Raw genomic sequence first — 15,433 nt, forward strand, 5'->3', positions numbered from 1 at the left:
GGAGCAACGATGACCGCCGAAACCACCACTACCGGCAACCCGAACACCAAGGCGCTCTCTGATGTGGGCGTCTCCATCTGGCTGGACGACCTCTCCCGGGAGCGACTTCATTCCGGGTCCCTGGCCAATCTCATTGAGTCCCACCACGTGGTGGGCGTGACCACCAACCCCACCATCTTCGAGTCCGCAGTGGGCTCCGGGGACTCCTACGAGGCCCAGCTGGCCGAGCTGGCTGCCAAGGGGGCCGACGCCGAGCAGGCAGTCTTCGAGATCACCACCAGCGATGTGCGCGAGGCCTGCGATGTCTTCGCCGGAGTCTACGCCGCCACTGACGGGGTGGACGGCAGGGTCTCCATCGAGGTGGACCCGCGGCTGGCCCGCAATGCCGATGCCACCATCAAAGAGGCCAAACGCCTCTACGAGGCGGTGGACCGAGAAAACGTGATGATCAAGATCCCCGCCACCGTGGAGGGGATCGAGGCGATCGCCGCAGTGCTGGCTGAGGGCATCAGCGTCAACGTGACCCTGGTGTTCTCCCTGGAGCGCTACCGCGCGGTGATCAACGCATTCATGCTGGGCTTGGAGAAGGCGCATGCCGACGGGCTGGACATCTCCAAGATCCACTCCGTGGCCAGCTTCTTCGTCTCCCGAGTGGACACCGAGGTGGACAAGCGCCTGGAGCTGGCCGCAGAGGAGGGCAAGCCCAGCACCGAGAAGCTGAAGTCCAAGGCGGCCATCGCCAACGCCCGGCTGGCCCACCAGATCGCCGCCGAGTCCTTCAGCTCTGAGCGCTGGCTGCTGCTGGCCGAACGCGGCGGGCGCCCCCAACGGCTGCTGCTGGCCTCCACCGGCACCAAGGACCCCAGCCTCTCCGACACCCTCTACGTCACCGAGCTGGCGGCGGCTGGGGTGGTCAACACCATGCCGGATAAGACCCTGAACGCCCTGGCTGACCACGGTGAGGTGGATGGGGACACCATGACCGACACCTATGTGGATTCCAACCGGGTGCTCGACGGGATCTCCGGTGCCGGGATCAGTTATCGCGGTGTGGTGGACACCCTGGAGTCCGAGGGCTTGGAGAAGTTCGTGAAGTCCTGGGAGGGGCTGCTGTCCACCGTCGATGAGGGACTCAAGCGCAACGCCTGAGGCTGTGGCCTGACACTGCTGTTCCTGCTGTTCCAATACTGCCCGAAGGGAAGAGAAGATGAGCTCGCTGGCACTGACCCTGTTCGGTGCGGCCCGTGAGGCCGCCGACACCCAGGTCCCTGGACTGGTGGATCATGAGTTCGCCTCACGGCTGGCCGCCAAGGACCACACGCTGTGGGGACCGAACGCTGAGGATGAGGCTGCCAAGCGGCTGGGCTGGGTGGCTCCCTTCGAGTCCTCTCGCCCGCTGGTGGACCAGATTCTTGCCCTGCGCAAGGAGCTGGCGGCTGAGGGCGTGGACCGGGTGGTGCTGGCCGGTATGGGCGGTTCCTCACTGGCCCCTGAGGTCATTGCCACCACTTATGGTGCGGACCTGGTGGTGCTGGACTCCACTGACCCCCAGCAGGTCTCCGCAGCCCTGACGGATCTTGGGCGCACCGTGCTGGTGGTGGCTTCCAAATCTGGATCCACGGTGGAGACCGACTCACAGCGCCAGATTGTGCAGCAGGCCTTCACCCAGGCCGGGATCGACGCTGCCACCCGCACCGTGGTGGTCACCGACCCCGGTTCCCCGCTGAACAGAGCCTCCCGGGAACAGGGCGTGCGCGCAGTGTTCGAGGCCGATCCTTCGGTGGGCGGACGCTACTCCGCGCTGACTGCCTTCGGGCTGGTTCCCTCGGGTCTGGCCGGGGTGGATATCGCGGCACTGCTGGATGAGGCCGAGTCCGCACTGGACCTGCTCACCGAGGACGACGCCGCCAACCCGGGTCTGCAGCTCGGTGCTGCCATCGGCGGCACCTCCCCCTTGCGCGACAAGCTGGTGATCGCCGATGCGGGCTCCCCGCTGGTGGGCATCGGCGCCTGGATCGAACAGCTGGTGGCCGAGTCCACCGGCAAGGAGGGCACCGGCCTGCTGCCGGTGATCGTGGCCGACGGGGAGCCGGAGCTGACCCGGGATGCCGATGATGCGCTGGTGGTGGAGATCGTCGACGCCGAAGCTGAGGAGGGCGCCTCAGTGGACGCCGATCCGGCCGAATCAGTGGTCTCTCCTCATATGGTGCGCACCGGGGGCAGCCTGGGCGCTCAGTTCCTGCTCTGGGAGTTCGCCACCGCAGTGGCAGGTTCCCTGCTGGGCATCAATCCCTTTGACCAGCCAGATGTGGAGTCCGCCAAGGTGGCCGCCCGCGGCCTGCTGGACTCCCCCGCCCCGGAGAGCGGGGAGGCTGTGGTGGACGGTGCGGTGGAGATCCGCACCTCCGGTGACGAGTCGCTGCTCACCAACGGTCAGGTCACTGTGGCCGAGGCGGTGCAGGCCCTGCTGGCCCGGGTACCGGATGTGGGCTACGTGGCGGTGATGGCTTATCTGGACCGCACCACTGAGGCCGAACTGGAGGATATCCGCCCCCAGCTGGCCGCACTCTCCGGACGTCCGGTGACTTTCGGCTGGGGCCCGCGGTTCCTGCATTCCACCGGACAGTTCCACAAGGGCGGACCTGCAGTGGGGGTCTTCTTGCAGGTCACCACTGCGGCAGCGGAGGACCTTCAGGTCCCAGAGCGCCCGTTCACCCTGAACCAGCTCATCTCCGCCCAGGCCAATGGCGACGCCGCAGTATTGGCTGAGCATGGCCGCCCGGTGCTGCAGCTGCATCTCACCGACCGGAAGGCCGGCCTGCAGCAGGTGCTCGATGCCGTGGCCTCTCTGGACTGATCGGGGCAGCGAAGACTGATGAGCAGCGCAGCGCACGGCGATCCCCTGGCGACAGCACTGGCCCGCCGGAGTTCCAGCAGCAACGGTTCCCGTCCGGCGGGTGACTGCACCATGGTGATGTTCGGCGTCACCGGTGACCTGGCCCGCAAGAAGCTCCTGCCGGCCCTCTACGACCTGGCCAACCGAGGCCGGCTGCCGGAGAGCTTCAGCCTAGTGGGCTTCGGCCGCCGCAACTGGGGTCATCAGGAGTTCGCGGAGCAGGTCAGGGAACATGTGGTGCAGCGGGCCCGCACTGACTTTGACGAGCAGGTCTGGCAGCGCCTGGCTGCCGGGCTGCGCTTCGTGCAGGCCGCCGGATTCGAAGACGATTCCGCCTATGAGCAGCTGGGCCAGGTGCTGGTGGATCTGCAGGATGAGCGCAGCACCGGCGGCAACCACGCCTTCTATCTTTCGATCCCGCCCAACAGCTTCGAGACGGTGAGCCAGAAGCTCTCCGTGCACGGGCTGGCCCGGCGCGCCAACTCCGCCGATGAGTCCTGGTCACGGGTGATCATTGAGAAGCCCTTCGGCCATGATGAGACCAGCGCCCATGAGCTCAATCAGGCGGTGGAGCGGGTCTTCGCCCCTGATGACGTGTTCCGGATCGACCATTATCTGGGTAAGGAAACGGTCCAGAACCTGCTGGCCCTGCGGTTCGCCAACCGACTGTTCGAACCGCTGTGGAACAACCAGCACATCGACCATGTGCAGATCACCATGGCCGAGGACATCGGCATCGAGGGCCGGGCCAGCTACTACGACGGCGTGGGCGCAGCCCGCGACGTGATCCAGAACCACCTGCTGCAGCTGCTGGCGCTGACCGCCATGGAGGAGCCGATCAGCTTCGACGCCGACCATCTGCGCCGGGAGAAGGAGAAGGTGCTGGAGGCCGTCCAGGTTCCAGAGGACCTCGGGGCGGCCAGCGCCCGCGGGCAGTACGCTGCGGGCACCCAGGATGGCCACGGCGTCGTCGGCTTCCTTCAGGAGGAGGGCTTCGATCCGAAGTCCACCACTGAGACCTATGCGGCGTTCAAGCTGGGCATCCATACCCGGCGCTGGGACTCAGTGCCGTTCTACCTGCGCAGCGGCAAGCGACTGGGTTCCCGGGTCACTGAGATCGTGGTGATGTTCAAGCGTGCCCCGAATCTGCTGTTCACCCAGGCTGATGAGCGGCAGTTCGGGCAGAACGCGCTGATCATCCGGATCCAGCCGAATGAAGGTGCTACGCTGCGGCTGGCCTCCAAGGTGCCGGGCACCGGGATGGAGATCCGGGATGTGGATATGGACTTCAGCTATGGCCGCTCCTTCACTGAGGAGTCCCCGGAGGCCTATGAGCGGCTGATCCTCGATGTGCTGCTGGGCGAGCCGCCGCTGTTCCCCAGGCACCGCGAGGTGGAGCTGTCTTGGCGGATTCTGGACCCGTTCATCAAGCGCTGGGAGTCCCTGGACTTACAGCCCGAGCCCTATGCGCCCGGGTCCTGGGGACCGGCTTCCGCCCATGAGCTGCTGGCTCGCGACGGCCGGGCGTGGAGGGTTCCATAAGTTGGCCACCCTACTCTGACTAGGGATAATAACGACGACGCCGGAGATGAGAGTGATTGCCATGGGAGTTCAGATCAATGCCGAGACTGCTGAGCCGCAGGTGGAGATCTTCGCAGACCGGCCCGCGGTGACCCATACCATTGCTGCCCGGCTGCTGGCGGTGCTGAAGGAGGCCGTGGATACTCAGGGCATCGCTCATGTGTCGCTGACCGGTGGCGGGGCCGGTATCGCGACCCTGGAGGCGATGGCTGAACTGGTCCGGAAAGGTGCTGAGGCGCCAGACTGGGCATCAGTGCACTTCTGGTGGGGCGATGAGCGGCTGCTCCCGGCCGGTGATGAGGACCGCAATGAGACCCAGGCTCGGGCTGCGCTGCTGGACTTTCTGGTGGCGGAGCAGGGGCTGCCGGCGGAGAATATCTGCGCGATGCCCACCTCTGAGGAGGCCGCGCATCCGGAGGCCGGTGCTCAGATCTATGCCCGGCAGCTGGAGACCCATGCGCCGGAGCATGGGATTGCCGGCCCGCACGGCAAGCTGATGATGCCGCGGTTCGATGTCATGCTGCTCGGCGTGGGCCCGGACGGGCATGTCAACAGCCTGTTCCCGGGCAAAGACTCACTGAACGTGACCGGTCAGGCCACCACTGGGGAGTCTGATGCACCGGCCGCGCTGGGCCCGCCGCTGAGGGTGACCCTGACCTTTGACGCGGTGCACACTGCCCGCCGGGTCTGGACCGGGGTGACCGGAGCGGATAAGGCAGAGGCCGCAGCTGCAGCGCTGACCCCCGGGGCTGATGTCGCCCAATACCCGGCGGCAAACGCCCGCGGCTCCGAGGAAACGATCTGGCACCTCGACAAACCTGCCGCCGCGAACCTGTCCTGAATCCACCCACGCTGCCCTCCGCCCTTGAGTGCGTGATCTGTGCAGTACTTTGACACCTGTGAGGGCAAAACTATTGCACAAATCACGCACTCAGCGATATGAGTCACTTACCTGGCACCTTCCGCTCCGGGTGCGTTACCTGCGTACCAATGGTCAGCAGCATCCTCTGATGGGCTGAGAACCGTTCGGCGCCCAAGTCAGTGGACTCCAGCTCCGTTATCGAGCGGTAGCCGCCGCTGACCTTCACCGTGCGTACATATCCGGCAGCTTCCAAAGCAGCAATATGCTTGCTCAGCAGCGATTTGGACAGTCCCAGAACCTCCAGGAACGTCGAATACGCCACCCGGTCAGACTCCTGCAGCGCAGCCAGGATCGTGTACCGGTGCGGATTGGTCAGCACCTTGTCCCAGGTCTGTTCACCCATCAGCAGCTGATTTCTGGATCCAGCGGCCGAAGAGCAGCCGCGGCAGCAGCGCGAGCCACCCAACTGCCGCCACCAGCAGGGCCCACCAGCCCACGCCTTCCTCCCATGCCTGAAGCTGATCACCGTCAGGCTGGATGAAGAGCACGTAGATCATGACCGCCGCAAAGAGTCCGGCACCTGTCCATTGCAGGGCTTTCGCTCCTTTCTCAGCACGGGCAGTCCCCCGTGGCATCCGGCGCCGCAGCTTGAGTTCGTCCTGCAGGGCGGGGTATTGAATCACGGCGAAGAGAAAGCACATCAACGCGATCGCCGGACCAGGTGTGCCGAACGCCAAGGCGATGCACATAATTCCGATACCGGCCATCTCGCTGCGGCTGTTGCGGAAGACCAGCCGACCATAGTCCCGCGGTGAGATCAACTGGATATTCTGCTTGGCCTGCTCGGCCATGGCCAGTGCTTCCTGCGCTGGTTCAGACTTCCTGCTCTCCATAACTGCTCACCCTTTTGCCCTGTGTACCATCCACTCATCGATCAGTTGAACTATTTTCAACCGTAGCAGCTGCCAGGGGCCTGTCAACCGCCGGCCCCATCGAGTGCGCAAGTTGTGCAGTACTTTCGGTGTTTTGGGGGCCAAACTGCTGCACAGATTGCGCAGTCAGCGGAGGGGTGACTCCGGGGAAGGGGCAGGCTGATCGGAGGGTCAGGTCGGCCGGCCCGGCGGAGGGGCAGGCTGGACTGCGAAGTGGAGGAGCAGACGGAACGGTTCACTGCTGGGAGGAGGGCCGGCGGGTGAGCAGGAAGGTGATTAGCGAAGCCGCCGCGGCGCCGGCGGCCGCGGCGAGCAGAAGTGCGCTGGTGGACCAGCCGGCAGGTTCTGCGCGGTCAGGGTCCGAGGCAGGCGGGGCGGCGTCGTCGGTTCCTTCAGCCTCGGCCGGGGCGCTGGGCACCTCATCCCGGCCCTCGGCCTCAGCTTCGGCGGTGGGATCCGGCTCCTCGGTGAGGGTGGGATCCTCGGGCTCGGGGACGGCGTCGTTGTTCTCCTCCTGCGGCTCGGGCAGAGACTCGAGGTGATCGTAGACCACCTGGCCGATATCGGTGACCACCGGGTTGCCGATCGCCGCCATCTCGGTGAAGTCCCAGGTGGTGGTCACCTCAGTCAGCACCACCACGGCGTGCTCGCGCCCGGGGACCAGGAAGTAGCCGATGTCATGGGTGTGGTTATCGATCTCCCCGGTCTTATGGGCCAGCGTGCCCTCCTGGGCCGGGATCTGGCCGAATTTGGTGCTGATGCGCTGGTCGAGCAGGGTCTCCAACAGAAATTCCCGGCTCTCTTCGCTGAGCAGGTCCTCATCCGTGTAGGCAGCGGTCAGCAGGGCCAGCAGCTCCTCAACCTCAGCGATGTTCTCTGCCTCAGTGACAGCAGGGTTCTGGGAATCGGCCACCCGGGTGTACCAGAGGTGTTCGGCGCCGAGGTCCGCAAAGAGCTGCTCGATGGGATCCAGCCCGATGTAGTAGACCAGGGTGTGCTGGGCGGTGTTGTCCGACTCGGTGATCATCAGATGTGCCAGCTCAGCCACTGTGGAGTTCAGCGGCAGCGGGCCCTGATCCAGATCGCCGGTGCCCGGCAGGCTCAGCTCCGGCGGCACGGTGACCGGGGCGTCCAAGCTGATCACTCCGGCGTCCACTTGGCGCAGCAGGGCGATCAGCACAGCAACTTTGACCGTGCTGGCCCCGTGGTAGGTCTCCCCCGCGTTGAACAGCAGCGGATCGGCATCCGGATCAGTGAGGTCCTGGACCCCTACTGAGACGTTGACGCCTTGAACCTCTGCTCGGGCAACCTCATCTTCAAGGGCCTGCTGCAGCTCAGCGTCTGTCTCTGCCTCAGCATCCGCGACCAGCGGTGCGGCTGCGCCCAGGCTCAGAGTTGCTGCGAGCAGAACTGCGAGTGTCAGCCTCCGCATAGCAGCCTGGGAGGTCGCAGCCTACCAGCTGCCAACGGTCTGGATGATCAGGGCCAGCGCCACGATGATCAGTCCCCAGACGATGCCCAACACAATGGTGAGCCGGGTGAGGTTGCGCTCAGCCACACCGGAGGAGCCCAGCGATGAGGTAATGCCGCCGCCGAACATATCCGACATGCCGCCGCCGCGACCCTTATGCAGCAGCACTAGCAGGATCAGCAGGAGGCTGAGCACCAGCAGGGCGATCTGGAGCCCGATGGTCAGTGTGGTCACGTGCGGCCTTTCAGAAACGTTCAACTTCGGATTGCGCGGCTACCAGCGTAGCAGGTGGCAGGCAGCTTCTGCGCAGACTCAGGCGGTGATGTGCTTCTCGAACTGGGCGATCTTGGCGAACTCCTCAGCATCCAGTGATGCACCGCCCACCAGGGCGCCGTCCACATCGGGGCCGGCCAGGATGGCAGCCACGTTCCCGGACTTCACTGAGCCTCCGTAGAGAATGCGGACTGAGTCTGCGAATTCCTGGGTGTAGAGTTCGGCCAGCTTGGCGCGGATAGCCTCAGCCAGCTCCTGAGCATCCTCCGGGCCGGCTGTCTTACCGGTGCCGATGGCCCACACCGGCTCATAGGCGATCACCAGCTGCGCCAGCTGCTCAGCAGTGAACCCTTCCAGGGCGGCAGCCACCTGGGCGAGGGTGTGCGAGACATGCTCGCCTGCTTCGCGGACTTCAAGCCCCTCCCCCACACACAGCACCGGAGCCAGCTCGTGGCGCAGCGCAGCCTCAATCTTGGAGCGGACGACGCCGTCCCCCTCACCGTGGATCTCACGGCGCTCCGAGTGGCCCACCAGCACCTGAGTGCAGTCCAGTTTGGCCAGGAAGGCGCCAGAGACGTCCCCGGTGTAGGCGCCCGAGTCCTGCGGAGAGAGGTCCTGGGCGCCGTAGTCGAGGCTCAGCTTGTCACCGGTGACCAGGGTCTGCACCCCGCGCAGGTCGGTGAATGGCGGAAACACGGAGACCTGGACACGCTGGTAGTCGTGAGTGGCGTCATCCAGCGTCCAGGCCAGCTTCTGGACCAGGGCGATCGCCTGCATATGGTCCATGTTCATCTTCCAATTTCCCGCAATGAGCGGGCGGCGCACAAAGCTACCGTCTTGCTTCAACGTCATATCTTTTCCTTTAGATGGAGGTGTGGAGGCTGGCTCCTCATATCAAGCGCCTAGGGCTTCGATCCCGGGCAGGTTCTTACCCTCCAAGTATTCCAGGGAGGCTCCGCCGCCAGTGGAGATGTGGCCGAAGGCGGTCTCGTCGAAGCCTAAGGTTCGCACTGCGGCCGCGGAGTCCCCGCCGCCGACCACGGTGAAGCCACTGGTCTCGGTCAGCGCCCGGGCCACCGCCTCAGTACCCTTGGCGAAGGGCTCCATCTCGAACACGCCCATCGGGCCGTTCCAGAACACGGTCTTCGAGGCCGCGATCTCCGCGGCGAACAGTGCGGCCGACTCCGGGCCGATGTCCAGGCCGAGCGCCTGGGCACCGTACGTCCCGGACTCGAGATCATCAACTGGGCGCACCTGGTGCTCAGCGTCCGCGGCGAAGCTGGCAGCCATCACGATGTCAGTGGGGAAGACCAGCTTAGTGCCGTGCTTCTGGGCCAGTTCCACCAGCCCGGTGACTGAAGGGGCGTCCAACAGATCCGTCTCCACCAGAGACTTGCCGATCGGATAGCCCATGATCGCCTTAGCCAGGGTGAAAACCATGCCGCCGCCGATAATGAGGGTGTCTGCCTTGGGGATGAGGTTCTCGATCACTGCGATCTTGTCCGAGACCTTGGAGCCGCCCAGCACCACCGTGTAGGGGCGCTGCGGGGACTCGGTGAGCCGCTGCAGCACCTTCAGTTCAGCGGCCACCAGGTCGCCCTGGTACGAAGGAAGCTTGGCAGCGACGTCATACACCGAGGCATGCTTGCGGTGTACCGCTCCGAAGGCGTCGTTGACATAGGCGCCGTTCTCCCCGGTGAGTGCGGCGAGCTCGCCGGCGAATTCTGCCCGGGCGGCGTCGTCCTTGGAGGTTTCGCGGGGATCGAAGCGGATGTTCTCCAGCATGAAGATCTCGCCCTCGGCCAGCTCCACCACTGCGGCACGGGCGGCCTCACCGGCCAGCGGCTCCCGGGAGTCGATGCCTTTGACTGGTGCGGAGATGAGCTGGCTCAGCCGCCAGGCCACCGGCTCCAGCGAGTACTGAGGGTCGAAGGCGCCCTTGGGACGGCCCAGGTGGGCGGCTACGATGACCCGGGCGCCTGCACCGGCCAGCTTCTCCAGCACCGGCAGGGAAGCCCGAATCCGGCCGTCATCGGTGACTTTGCCGTCTTTAAGCGGGACGTTGAGGTCGCTGCGGACCAGGACAGTCCTCCCAGAGACACCTTCTGACAATAAATCGTCCACAGTCTTAGCACTCATAGGTTCAGCCTATCTAAAAGTTCGGTGGCCCCGTACAACGACGTTTCGGGGCGAAAAGCCCGCAATACGTCGTCACATGAGACCACCGAACGGAGAACTGGGAATCAGCGCCGAGACAAACTCAGAGCTTGCCCGCCACGAACTCTGTCATCTTCACCAGCCGGGAGGAGTAGCCGTATTCGTTGTCGTACCAGGCGAAGACCTTCACCGTGCTGCCGATGACCTTGGTCAGCGGGGCGTCAAAGATGGAGGCGTGCGGGTCGCCCACAATATCGGTGGAGACGATCGGGTCCTCGTTGTAGGCCAGTGCGCCGGCCAGCGGGCCCTCAGCGGCGGCCTTGAATGCGGCGTTGACCTCTTCGACGGTCACACCATCCTTGGCTACGGTAACGGTGAGGTCGGTGCCCGAGCCGGTGATGGTGGGCACGCGCACCGCGAAGCCGTCCAGCTTGCCGTCCACCTCAGGGATGACCAGACCGATCGCAGCAGCTGCACCGGTGGAGGTGGGCACCATGTTTACCCCGGCGGCACGGGCGCGGCGGGCATCTTTGTGTGGGGCGTCGTGCAGACGCTGATCGCCGGTGTAGGCGTGGATGGTGGTCATCAGGCCCTCGACGATGCCGAACTCGTCATTGAGCACCTTGGCCAGGGGCGCCAGGCAGTTGGTGGTGCAGGAGGCGTTGGAGATCACGGTGTGGTTGGCGGGGTCGTAGTTGTCCTCGTTGATGCCCAGCACAAAGGTTCCGTCCACGCCCTTGGCGGGTGCCGAGACGATGACCTTCTTCGCGCCGGCTTCAAGGTGTTTGCCCGCCGATTCCTTGGTGGTGAAGAAGCCGGTGGATTCGATGACGATGTCTACCCCCAGCTCACCCCAGGGCAGGTTGGCCGGATCCTTATCGGAAAACAGCTTGATCCGGCGAGTACCGGCTACCAAAGTGTCCCCGTCCAAGGTGACTTCGCCGGGGAAGCGGCCCAGGATGGAGTCGTACTTGGTGAGGTTGACCAGGGCGGCCGGGTCGGTGAGATCGTTGATCGCCACGAGCTCCAGCTCTGAGCTGAAGTCTTCCAGGACACGAAGCACATTGCGTCCGATGCGTCCGAATCCATTGATTGCGATCTTGGCTGCCATGGGGTGTTTCCTTCCGTTTCCGGCTCAGGTGCCTGCAGTGCGGGTGATGGGGAAAAGGCCCTGAGAAACGAGTTGGGGATCAGCGGCGCGGAGTGCTCTCCTGCGCTGCCGACCCCCAACAACATCGTTGTTCTCAGGTGTATCTGCAGAACGTGTTCAGTTTTCTGTGGTTATTCTCTCACATGCTCAGGGCGTTACTAACTTGGCTGCGCCGGCCTGGGCGGCGGCGAAGCGGGCGGCCACATCCTCCCAGTTGACGATGTTCCAGAAGGCCTTCACGTAGTCGGGCTTGACGTTCTGGTAGTCCAGGTAGAAGGCATGCTCCCACATGTCCAGCATCAGCAGCGGGGTGGTGGCCACCGGCACACCGTTCTGCTGATCGTAGAACTGCTCGATGACCAGGTTCCCGCCGACCGGCTCGTAAGCGAGGATCGCCCAGCCGGAACCCTGGATAGTCAGGGCGGCCTGGGTGAACTGGTCGCGGAACTTTTCAAACCCTGCGAAGTACTCGTCAATGGCAGCGGCCAGCTCACCTTCGGGACGCCCCTGGCCATTGGGGGTCAGGTTCTTCCAGAAGATGGAGTGGTTGGTGTGCCCGCCCAGGTTGAACTGCAGGTTCTTCAGCAGCAGCGGGGTGGAAGCGTAGTCGCCCTTCTCCCGTGCCTCCGCCAGCTTCTCCAGGGCGGTGTTGGCCCCGCCCACATAGGTGTTGTGGTGCTTGGAGTGATGCAGCTCCATGATGCGACCAGAGATATACGGCTCCAGAGCGCCGTAATCATAGTCAAGCTCAGGAAGGGTGTACTCAGCCATGCTTTCCTCCTTATGACGGAATTGTCCGAGGTCAGTGCCTCGCTGACCACAATCCTATGCGCCTGTGCGGCTGTGCATAAGGGGGTGAACCTGTGTGACACCCCCTGTTCACAAATAGATGAACCCGCCGTCGGGGCTAATGAGGGTCCGCCGGCGGGTGCTGCCGTTTTGAGCATGTGCGGGGGTGTGTGCTGGGCAGGTCTGGCGGAGTGGAGCACATGGCGGGGGCATGTGTGACCGAGCCAGGCGCAGAACCAGGGCGTATCAGCGTACAGCCCAAGAGAGCGAGCCGGGGATCCGCGGTCTGGTGGGCGGTGGGAAGCGAGCGAACCAGGCATGACCTGTTGGTGGATCTCTAATGCAGCATGTCCTCGGTGACGTTGGCGTCGGTGCCGGGAATGCCCTTCTCCTGGGCGCACTTATCCGCCATTGCCAGCAGCCGGCGGATCCGGCCAGCGATGGCGTCCTTGGTCATCGGCGGGTCGGCCAGCCGGCCGAGCTCGTCCAAGGAGGCCTGCTTATGCTCCAGGCGCAGCTTTCCGGCGTACTCGAGATGCTCAGGCACCTCATCGGCCAGGATCTCCAATGCCCGCTCCACCCGGGCCCCGGCGGCCACTGCGGCCTGGGCAGACCTGCGCAGGTTGGCGTCGTCGAAGTTTGCCAGCCGGTTAGCAGAGGCCCGGTGCTCGCGGCGCTGGCGGCGCTCCTCCCACACTTTCAGCGTCCTATGGGCGCCCATGGCGGTGAGCAGCTTGGCGATGGACTCGGCATCGCGAATGACCACCCGGTCTGCATTGCGCACCTCCCGGGCCTTGGCCAGGATCTCCAGCCGACGGGCCGCACCCACCAGGGCCAAGGCAGCCTCCGGGCCGGGGCAGGTGACTTCCAGGGAGCAGGAGCGGCCGGGCTCGGTCAGTGACCCGTGGGCCAGGAACGCGCCGCGCCAGGCTGAGACCGCATCTGCCACTGAGCCGTTGACGATCACCGCGGGCAGTCCGCGCACCGGGCGGCCACGGCCGTCGATGAGGCCGGTCTGCCGGGCCAGAGCATCGCCTTCGCGCACCACGCGCACCACATAGCGGGAGCCGCGTTTGAGCCCGTTGCCGGCCACGACGATCACCTCGCAGCGATGGCCGTAGATCTCGGCCAGGGCGGTGCGCAGCCTGCGGGCGGTCTGGGCGTGATCGATCTCAGCCTCGATGACCACCCGCTTGGCCACCACGTGCAGTCCGCCGGAGAAACGCAGCATGGTGGAGACCTCGGCCTTGCGTTCGGAGGTGGTGGTGACCTCCACCCGGGAGAGTTCGTCTTTGACCGATTCGGTCAGCGCCATGGGTATCTGGTCCTCGTATGGGTCGTTGTGGTCAGCAGTGCTTGTGAGCGTGGGCCCTTAGAGTATCTCAGCCGTGGAACACCTCGCTGAAGGCAATAGCCAGGCGTAATGGATCATGCACATCAGGCTGGGACTCCCGGCGCACCTTGGCATAGGTGATGGTGGCGCCCAGGCGTGCAGCGGCAGCCTGGAAATCCTCCCGCTCGGACTCCGCCACTGACCGCGGGTCGGCGATCACCGCATCGATGTGCAGGCCCGGGGCATAGCGGGCCAGTGCATCCAGGTGGTCGGCAGGGCTCATGCCGAATGTCTCCTCAGTGTCCGGCTTGAGATTCATCGCCACACACCGTTTGGCCTCGGTCTCCTCCACTGCGCTGCGCAGCCCGGGCAGCAGCAGGTGCGGGAGCACTGAGGTGTACCAGGAGCCGGGGCCCAGAACTACCCAATCGGAGAGTTCGATGGCAGTGACCGCCTCTACGCTGGGCTCGGCCTCCTCGGGGTGCAGCCGCACATCGGTGAGCGCCCCGCGGTTCCCCGCCCGGGCCAGCTCAGCCTGAGAGGTGACCCGCAGCGGAGGCTGGCCGTCGTTGGGATGCACCAGCCCGGAGAGGGTCAGCGGTGTCCGCGACATCGGCAGCACCTGGCCGCGGGCTCCCAGCAGCGCCCCGGCCCAGCGCAGGCCGTCCACCGGATCGCCCAGCAGCTCCCAGAGCGCCACGATGAGCAGGTTTCCCATGGCATGGTCGTCCAGGGTGCCGGTCACGCCCTCCTTGGAGGTGAACCGGTGCTGCATCACATCAGCCCAGGTGCGCCCCCAGTCGGTGTCGTCGCAAAGGGCGGTCAGCGCCATCCTCAGGTCCCCCGGGGGCAGTACGTCCATGTCCTGGCGCAGCCGGCCGGAGGAGCCGCCGTCATCAGCCACCGTGCACACAGCGGTGAGGTGCTCGGCGGCCACGATCCGCAGCGCCTTCAGGGTTGCGGAGAGCCCGTGACCACCGCCCAGGGCGGTCACCCGGAACGATGAGCGACTCACCGGCGGCGCCACCGGCTGGGTAGAGGTGAAGGTGGGCAGCGGCCCGGTCATCTGGGTCATCTCAGCCTCAGCTGCTACTCGCGGCCCAGGTCCCGATGGACTACGTTGACCGTGGCCGAAGGCAGCTGGGCCAGTCGGCGGGCCAGCTCTTCGCTGATCGCCACCGACCGGTGCTTGCCCCCGGTGCAGCCCACCGCGAGGGTGGCGTAGTGCTTGTTCTCCCGCCGGTAGCCCTCCAGCACCGGTTTCAGCGCCTCCACGTAGCGATCCACGAACTCGCCGGCACCCTCATTGACCAGCACGTAGTCGCGGACCTTGGCATCCTGCCCGGTCAGCGGGCGCAGCTCGGGCACCCAGTGCGGGTTGGGGATGAACCGCACATCGGCCACGTAGTTGGCATCGGCGGGCACCCCGTATTTGAACCCGAAGCTCATCACGTTCAGCCGCAGGGTGATGGGCCCGTCCTCGTTGAACAGCTCGTTGATGGTGCTGGCCAGGCCGTGCACGTTCAGGTCGGTGGTGTCGATGACCATATCGGCCTGGTCCTTGACCGGTGCCAGCAGCTCCCGCTCGGCGTGGATGCCGTCCAGAATTCTCCCAGCGCCCTGCAGCGGGTGCGGGCGGCGGCCCTGTTCGAACCGGCGGACCAGCAGCTCATCGCTGGCTTCCAGGTAGAGCACCCGGTAGGTGATCCCGGCAGCGGCAATCTGGGCCAGCCCCTCCTGCATGGAGGAGTAGAGGCCGCGGCTGCGGGCATCGAGCACCACGGCTAGCTTCTGCACCGAGCCGGGGTTGCGGGCCACCAGGTCCATCATGGTGGAGATCAGCTCGGGTGGCAGGCCCTCCACCACGTACCAGCCGGTGTCCTCCAGTGCATGGGCGGCGGTGGTCCGCCCGGCCCCGGACATTCCGGTGACGATCAGCAGTTCGTTCTCAGGGGGCTTCACCGGTGACAGCTCGCTCATAGTCCAACC

General features: G+C 65.3%; 15 protein-coding genes. 4 read left to right on the top strand and 11 right to left on the bottom strand.

Annotated features, from left to right (window positions below; genetic code table 11):
* The first annotated feature begins 9 nt into the window (after positions 1-9).
* The 4 genes from tal to pgl all read left to right on the top strand — a co-directional run bounded on the left by tal (position 10) and on the right by pgl (position 5,318).
* Positions 10-1,149: a transaldolase gene (gene tal, locus F0311_RS14315; RefSeq protein WP_150462595.1), complete on the top strand. Its 1,140-nt coding sequence runs from the start codon at positions 10-12 to the stop codon at positions 1,147-1,149.
* Between the two features lie 58 nt (positions 1,150-1,207).
* Positions 1,208-2,857, top strand: a complete 1,650-nt coding sequence (locus tag F0311_RS14320; RefSeq protein WP_150462596.1) for a glucose-6-phosphate isomerase — start codon at positions 1,208-1,210, stop codon at positions 2,855-2,857.
* 111 nt (positions 2,858-2,968) lie between these two features.
* The gene (zwf, locus tag F0311_RS14325; RefSeq protein WP_223881380.1) at positions 2,969-4,438 is read left to right on the top strand and encodes a glucose-6-phosphate dehydrogenase; all 1,470 of its coding nucleotides are present in this window, start codon (positions 2,969-2,971) and stop codon (positions 4,436-4,438) included.
* A 61-nt stretch (positions 4,439-4,499) separates the two neighbouring features.
* The gene (pgl, locus tag F0311_RS14330) at positions 4,500-5,318 is read left to right on the top strand and encodes a 6-phosphogluconolactonase (protein ID WP_150462598.1); all 819 of its coding nucleotides are present in this window, start codon (positions 4,500-4,502) and stop codon (positions 5,316-5,318) included.
* A 103-nt stretch (positions 5,319-5,421) separates the two neighbouring features.
* Here the strand turns inward: pgl and F0311_RS14335 are convergent, their stop codons facing one another.
* The 11 genes from F0311_RS14335 to rapZ form a co-directional block, all read right to left on the bottom strand.
* Complete coding sequence (locus F0311_RS14335; protein ID WP_150462599.1) at positions 5,422-5,742, bottom strand: transcriptional regulator; 321 nt, start codon at positions 5,740-5,742, stop codon at positions 5,422-5,424.
* Positions 5,735-6,232: a hypothetical protein gene (locus tag F0311_RS14340; protein ID WP_150462600.1), complete on the bottom strand. Its 498-nt coding sequence runs from the start codon at positions 6,230-6,232 to the stop codon at positions 5,735-5,737. Before F0311_RS14340 ends, F0311_RS14335 begins: the two co-directional genes overlap by 8 nt.
* Positions 6,233-6,506: 274 nt before the next feature.
* Entirely contained in the window at positions 6,507-7,703 is a 1,197-nt protein-coding gene (locus F0311_RS14345; RefSeq protein ID WP_150462601.1) for a serine hydrolase, read from the bottom strand.
* 21 nt (positions 7,704-7,724) lie between these two features.
* Complete coding sequence (gene secG / locus F0311_RS14350; RefSeq protein ID WP_150462602.1) at positions 7,725-7,976, bottom strand: preprotein translocase subunit SecG; 252 nt, start codon at positions 7,974-7,976, stop codon at positions 7,725-7,727.
* 78 nt (positions 7,977-8,054) lie between these two features.
* Positions 8,055-8,867, bottom strand: a complete 813-nt coding sequence (tpiA, locus tag F0311_RS14355) for a triose-phosphate isomerase (RefSeq protein ID WP_150462603.1) — start codon at positions 8,865-8,867, stop codon at positions 8,055-8,057.
* Between the two features lie 42 nt (positions 8,868-8,909).
* On the bottom strand, positions 8,910-10,154 hold the full coding sequence (locus F0311_RS14360) for a phosphoglycerate kinase (protein WP_150462604.1): 1,245 nt from the start codon (positions 10,152-10,154) through the stop codon (positions 8,910-8,912).
* Positions 10,155-10,275: 121 nt separating this feature from the next.
* Entirely contained in the window at positions 10,276-11,283 is a 1,008-nt protein-coding gene (gap, locus tag F0311_RS14365; protein WP_150462605.1) for a type I glyceraldehyde-3-phosphate dehydrogenase, read from the bottom strand.
* A gap of 186 nt (positions 11,284-11,469) precedes the next feature.
* A complete protein-coding gene (locus tag F0311_RS14370; RefSeq protein WP_150462606.1) occupies positions 11,470-12,093 on the bottom strand; it encodes a superoxide dismutase in 624 nt (207 codons plus the stop codon).
* Positions 12,094-12,448: 355 nt separating this feature from the next.
* A complete protein-coding gene (gene whiA / locus F0311_RS14375; protein WP_150462607.1) occupies positions 12,449-13,426 on the bottom strand; it encodes a DNA-binding protein WhiA in 978 nt (325 codons plus the stop codon).
* A gap of 67 nt (positions 13,427-13,493) precedes the next feature.
* Entirely contained in the window at positions 13,494-14,519 is a 1,026-nt protein-coding gene (locus tag F0311_RS14380; protein WP_150462608.1) for a gluconeogenesis factor YvcK family protein, read from the bottom strand.
* A 14-nt stretch (positions 14,520-14,533) separates the two neighbouring features.
* Positions 14,534-15,424, bottom strand: coding sequence for an RNase adapter RapZ (rapZ, locus tag F0311_RS14385; protein ID WP_150462609.1), 891 nt, complete (start codon positions 15,422-15,424; stop codon positions 14,534-14,536).
* Positions 15,425-15,433: the final 9 nt, after the last annotated feature.

The sequence above is a fragment of the Nesterenkonia ebinurensis genome, assembly GCF_008711175.1.
In the GTDB taxonomy this organism is placed as follows: Bacteria; Actinomycetota; Actinomycetes; order Actinomycetales; family Micrococcaceae; genus Nesterenkonia; species Nesterenkonia ebinurensis.

Excerpts from the sequence above, each read along its gene's own strand:
- whiA (WP_150462607.1), bottom strand. The coding sequence starts at position 13,426 with ATGGCGCTGACCGAATCGGTCAAAGACGAACTCTCCCGGGTGGAGGTC.
- F0311_RS14360 (WP_150462604.1), bottom strand. The coding sequence starts at position 10,154 with ATGAGTGCTAAGACTGTGGACGATTTATTGTCAGAAGGTGTCTCTGGG.
- F0311_RS14370 (WP_150462606.1), bottom strand. The coding sequence starts at position 12,093 with ATGGCTGAGTACACCCTTCCTGAGCTTGACTATGATTACGGCGCTCTG.
- zwf (WP_223881380.1), top strand. The coding sequence starts at position 2,969 with ATGGTGATGTTCGGCGTCACCGGTGACCTGGCCCGCAAGAAGCTCCTG.
- F0311_RS14340 (WP_150462600.1), bottom strand. The coding sequence starts at position 6,232 with ATGGAGAGCAGGAAGTCTGAACCAGCGCAGGAAGCACTGGCCATGGCC.
- tpiA (WP_150462603.1), bottom strand. The coding sequence starts at position 8,867 with ATGACGTTGAAGCAAGACGGTAGCTTTGTGCGCCGCCCGCTCATTGCG.
- rapZ (WP_150462609.1), bottom strand. The coding sequence starts at position 15,424 with ATGAGCGAGCTGTCACCGGTGAAGCCCCCTGAGAACGAACTGCTGATC.
- F0311_RS14380 (WP_150462608.1), bottom strand. The coding sequence starts at position 14,519 with ATGACCCAGATGACCGGGCCGCTGCCCACCTTCACCTCTACCCAGCCG.
- F0311_RS14345 (WP_150462601.1), bottom strand. The coding sequence starts at position 7,703 with ATGCGGAGGCTGACACTCGCAGTTCTGCTCGCAGCAACTCTGAGCCTG.
- gap (WP_150462605.1), bottom strand. The coding sequence starts at position 11,283 with ATGGCAGCCAAGATCGCAATCAATGGATTCGGACGCATCGGACGCAAT.
- F0311_RS14335 (WP_150462599.1), bottom strand. The coding sequence starts at position 5,742 with ATGGGTGAACAGACCTGGGACAAGGTGCTGACCAATCCGCACCGGTAC.
- tal (WP_150462595.1), top strand. The coding sequence starts at position 10 with ATGACCGCCGAAACCACCACTACCGGCAACCCGAACACCAAGGCGCTC.
- pgl (WP_150462598.1), top strand. The coding sequence starts at position 4,500 with ATGGGAGTTCAGATCAATGCCGAGACTGCTGAGCCGCAGGTGGAGATC.
- F0311_RS14320 (WP_150462596.1), top strand. The coding sequence starts at position 1,208 with ATGAGCTCGCTGGCACTGACCCTGTTCGGTGCGGCCCGTGAGGCCGCC.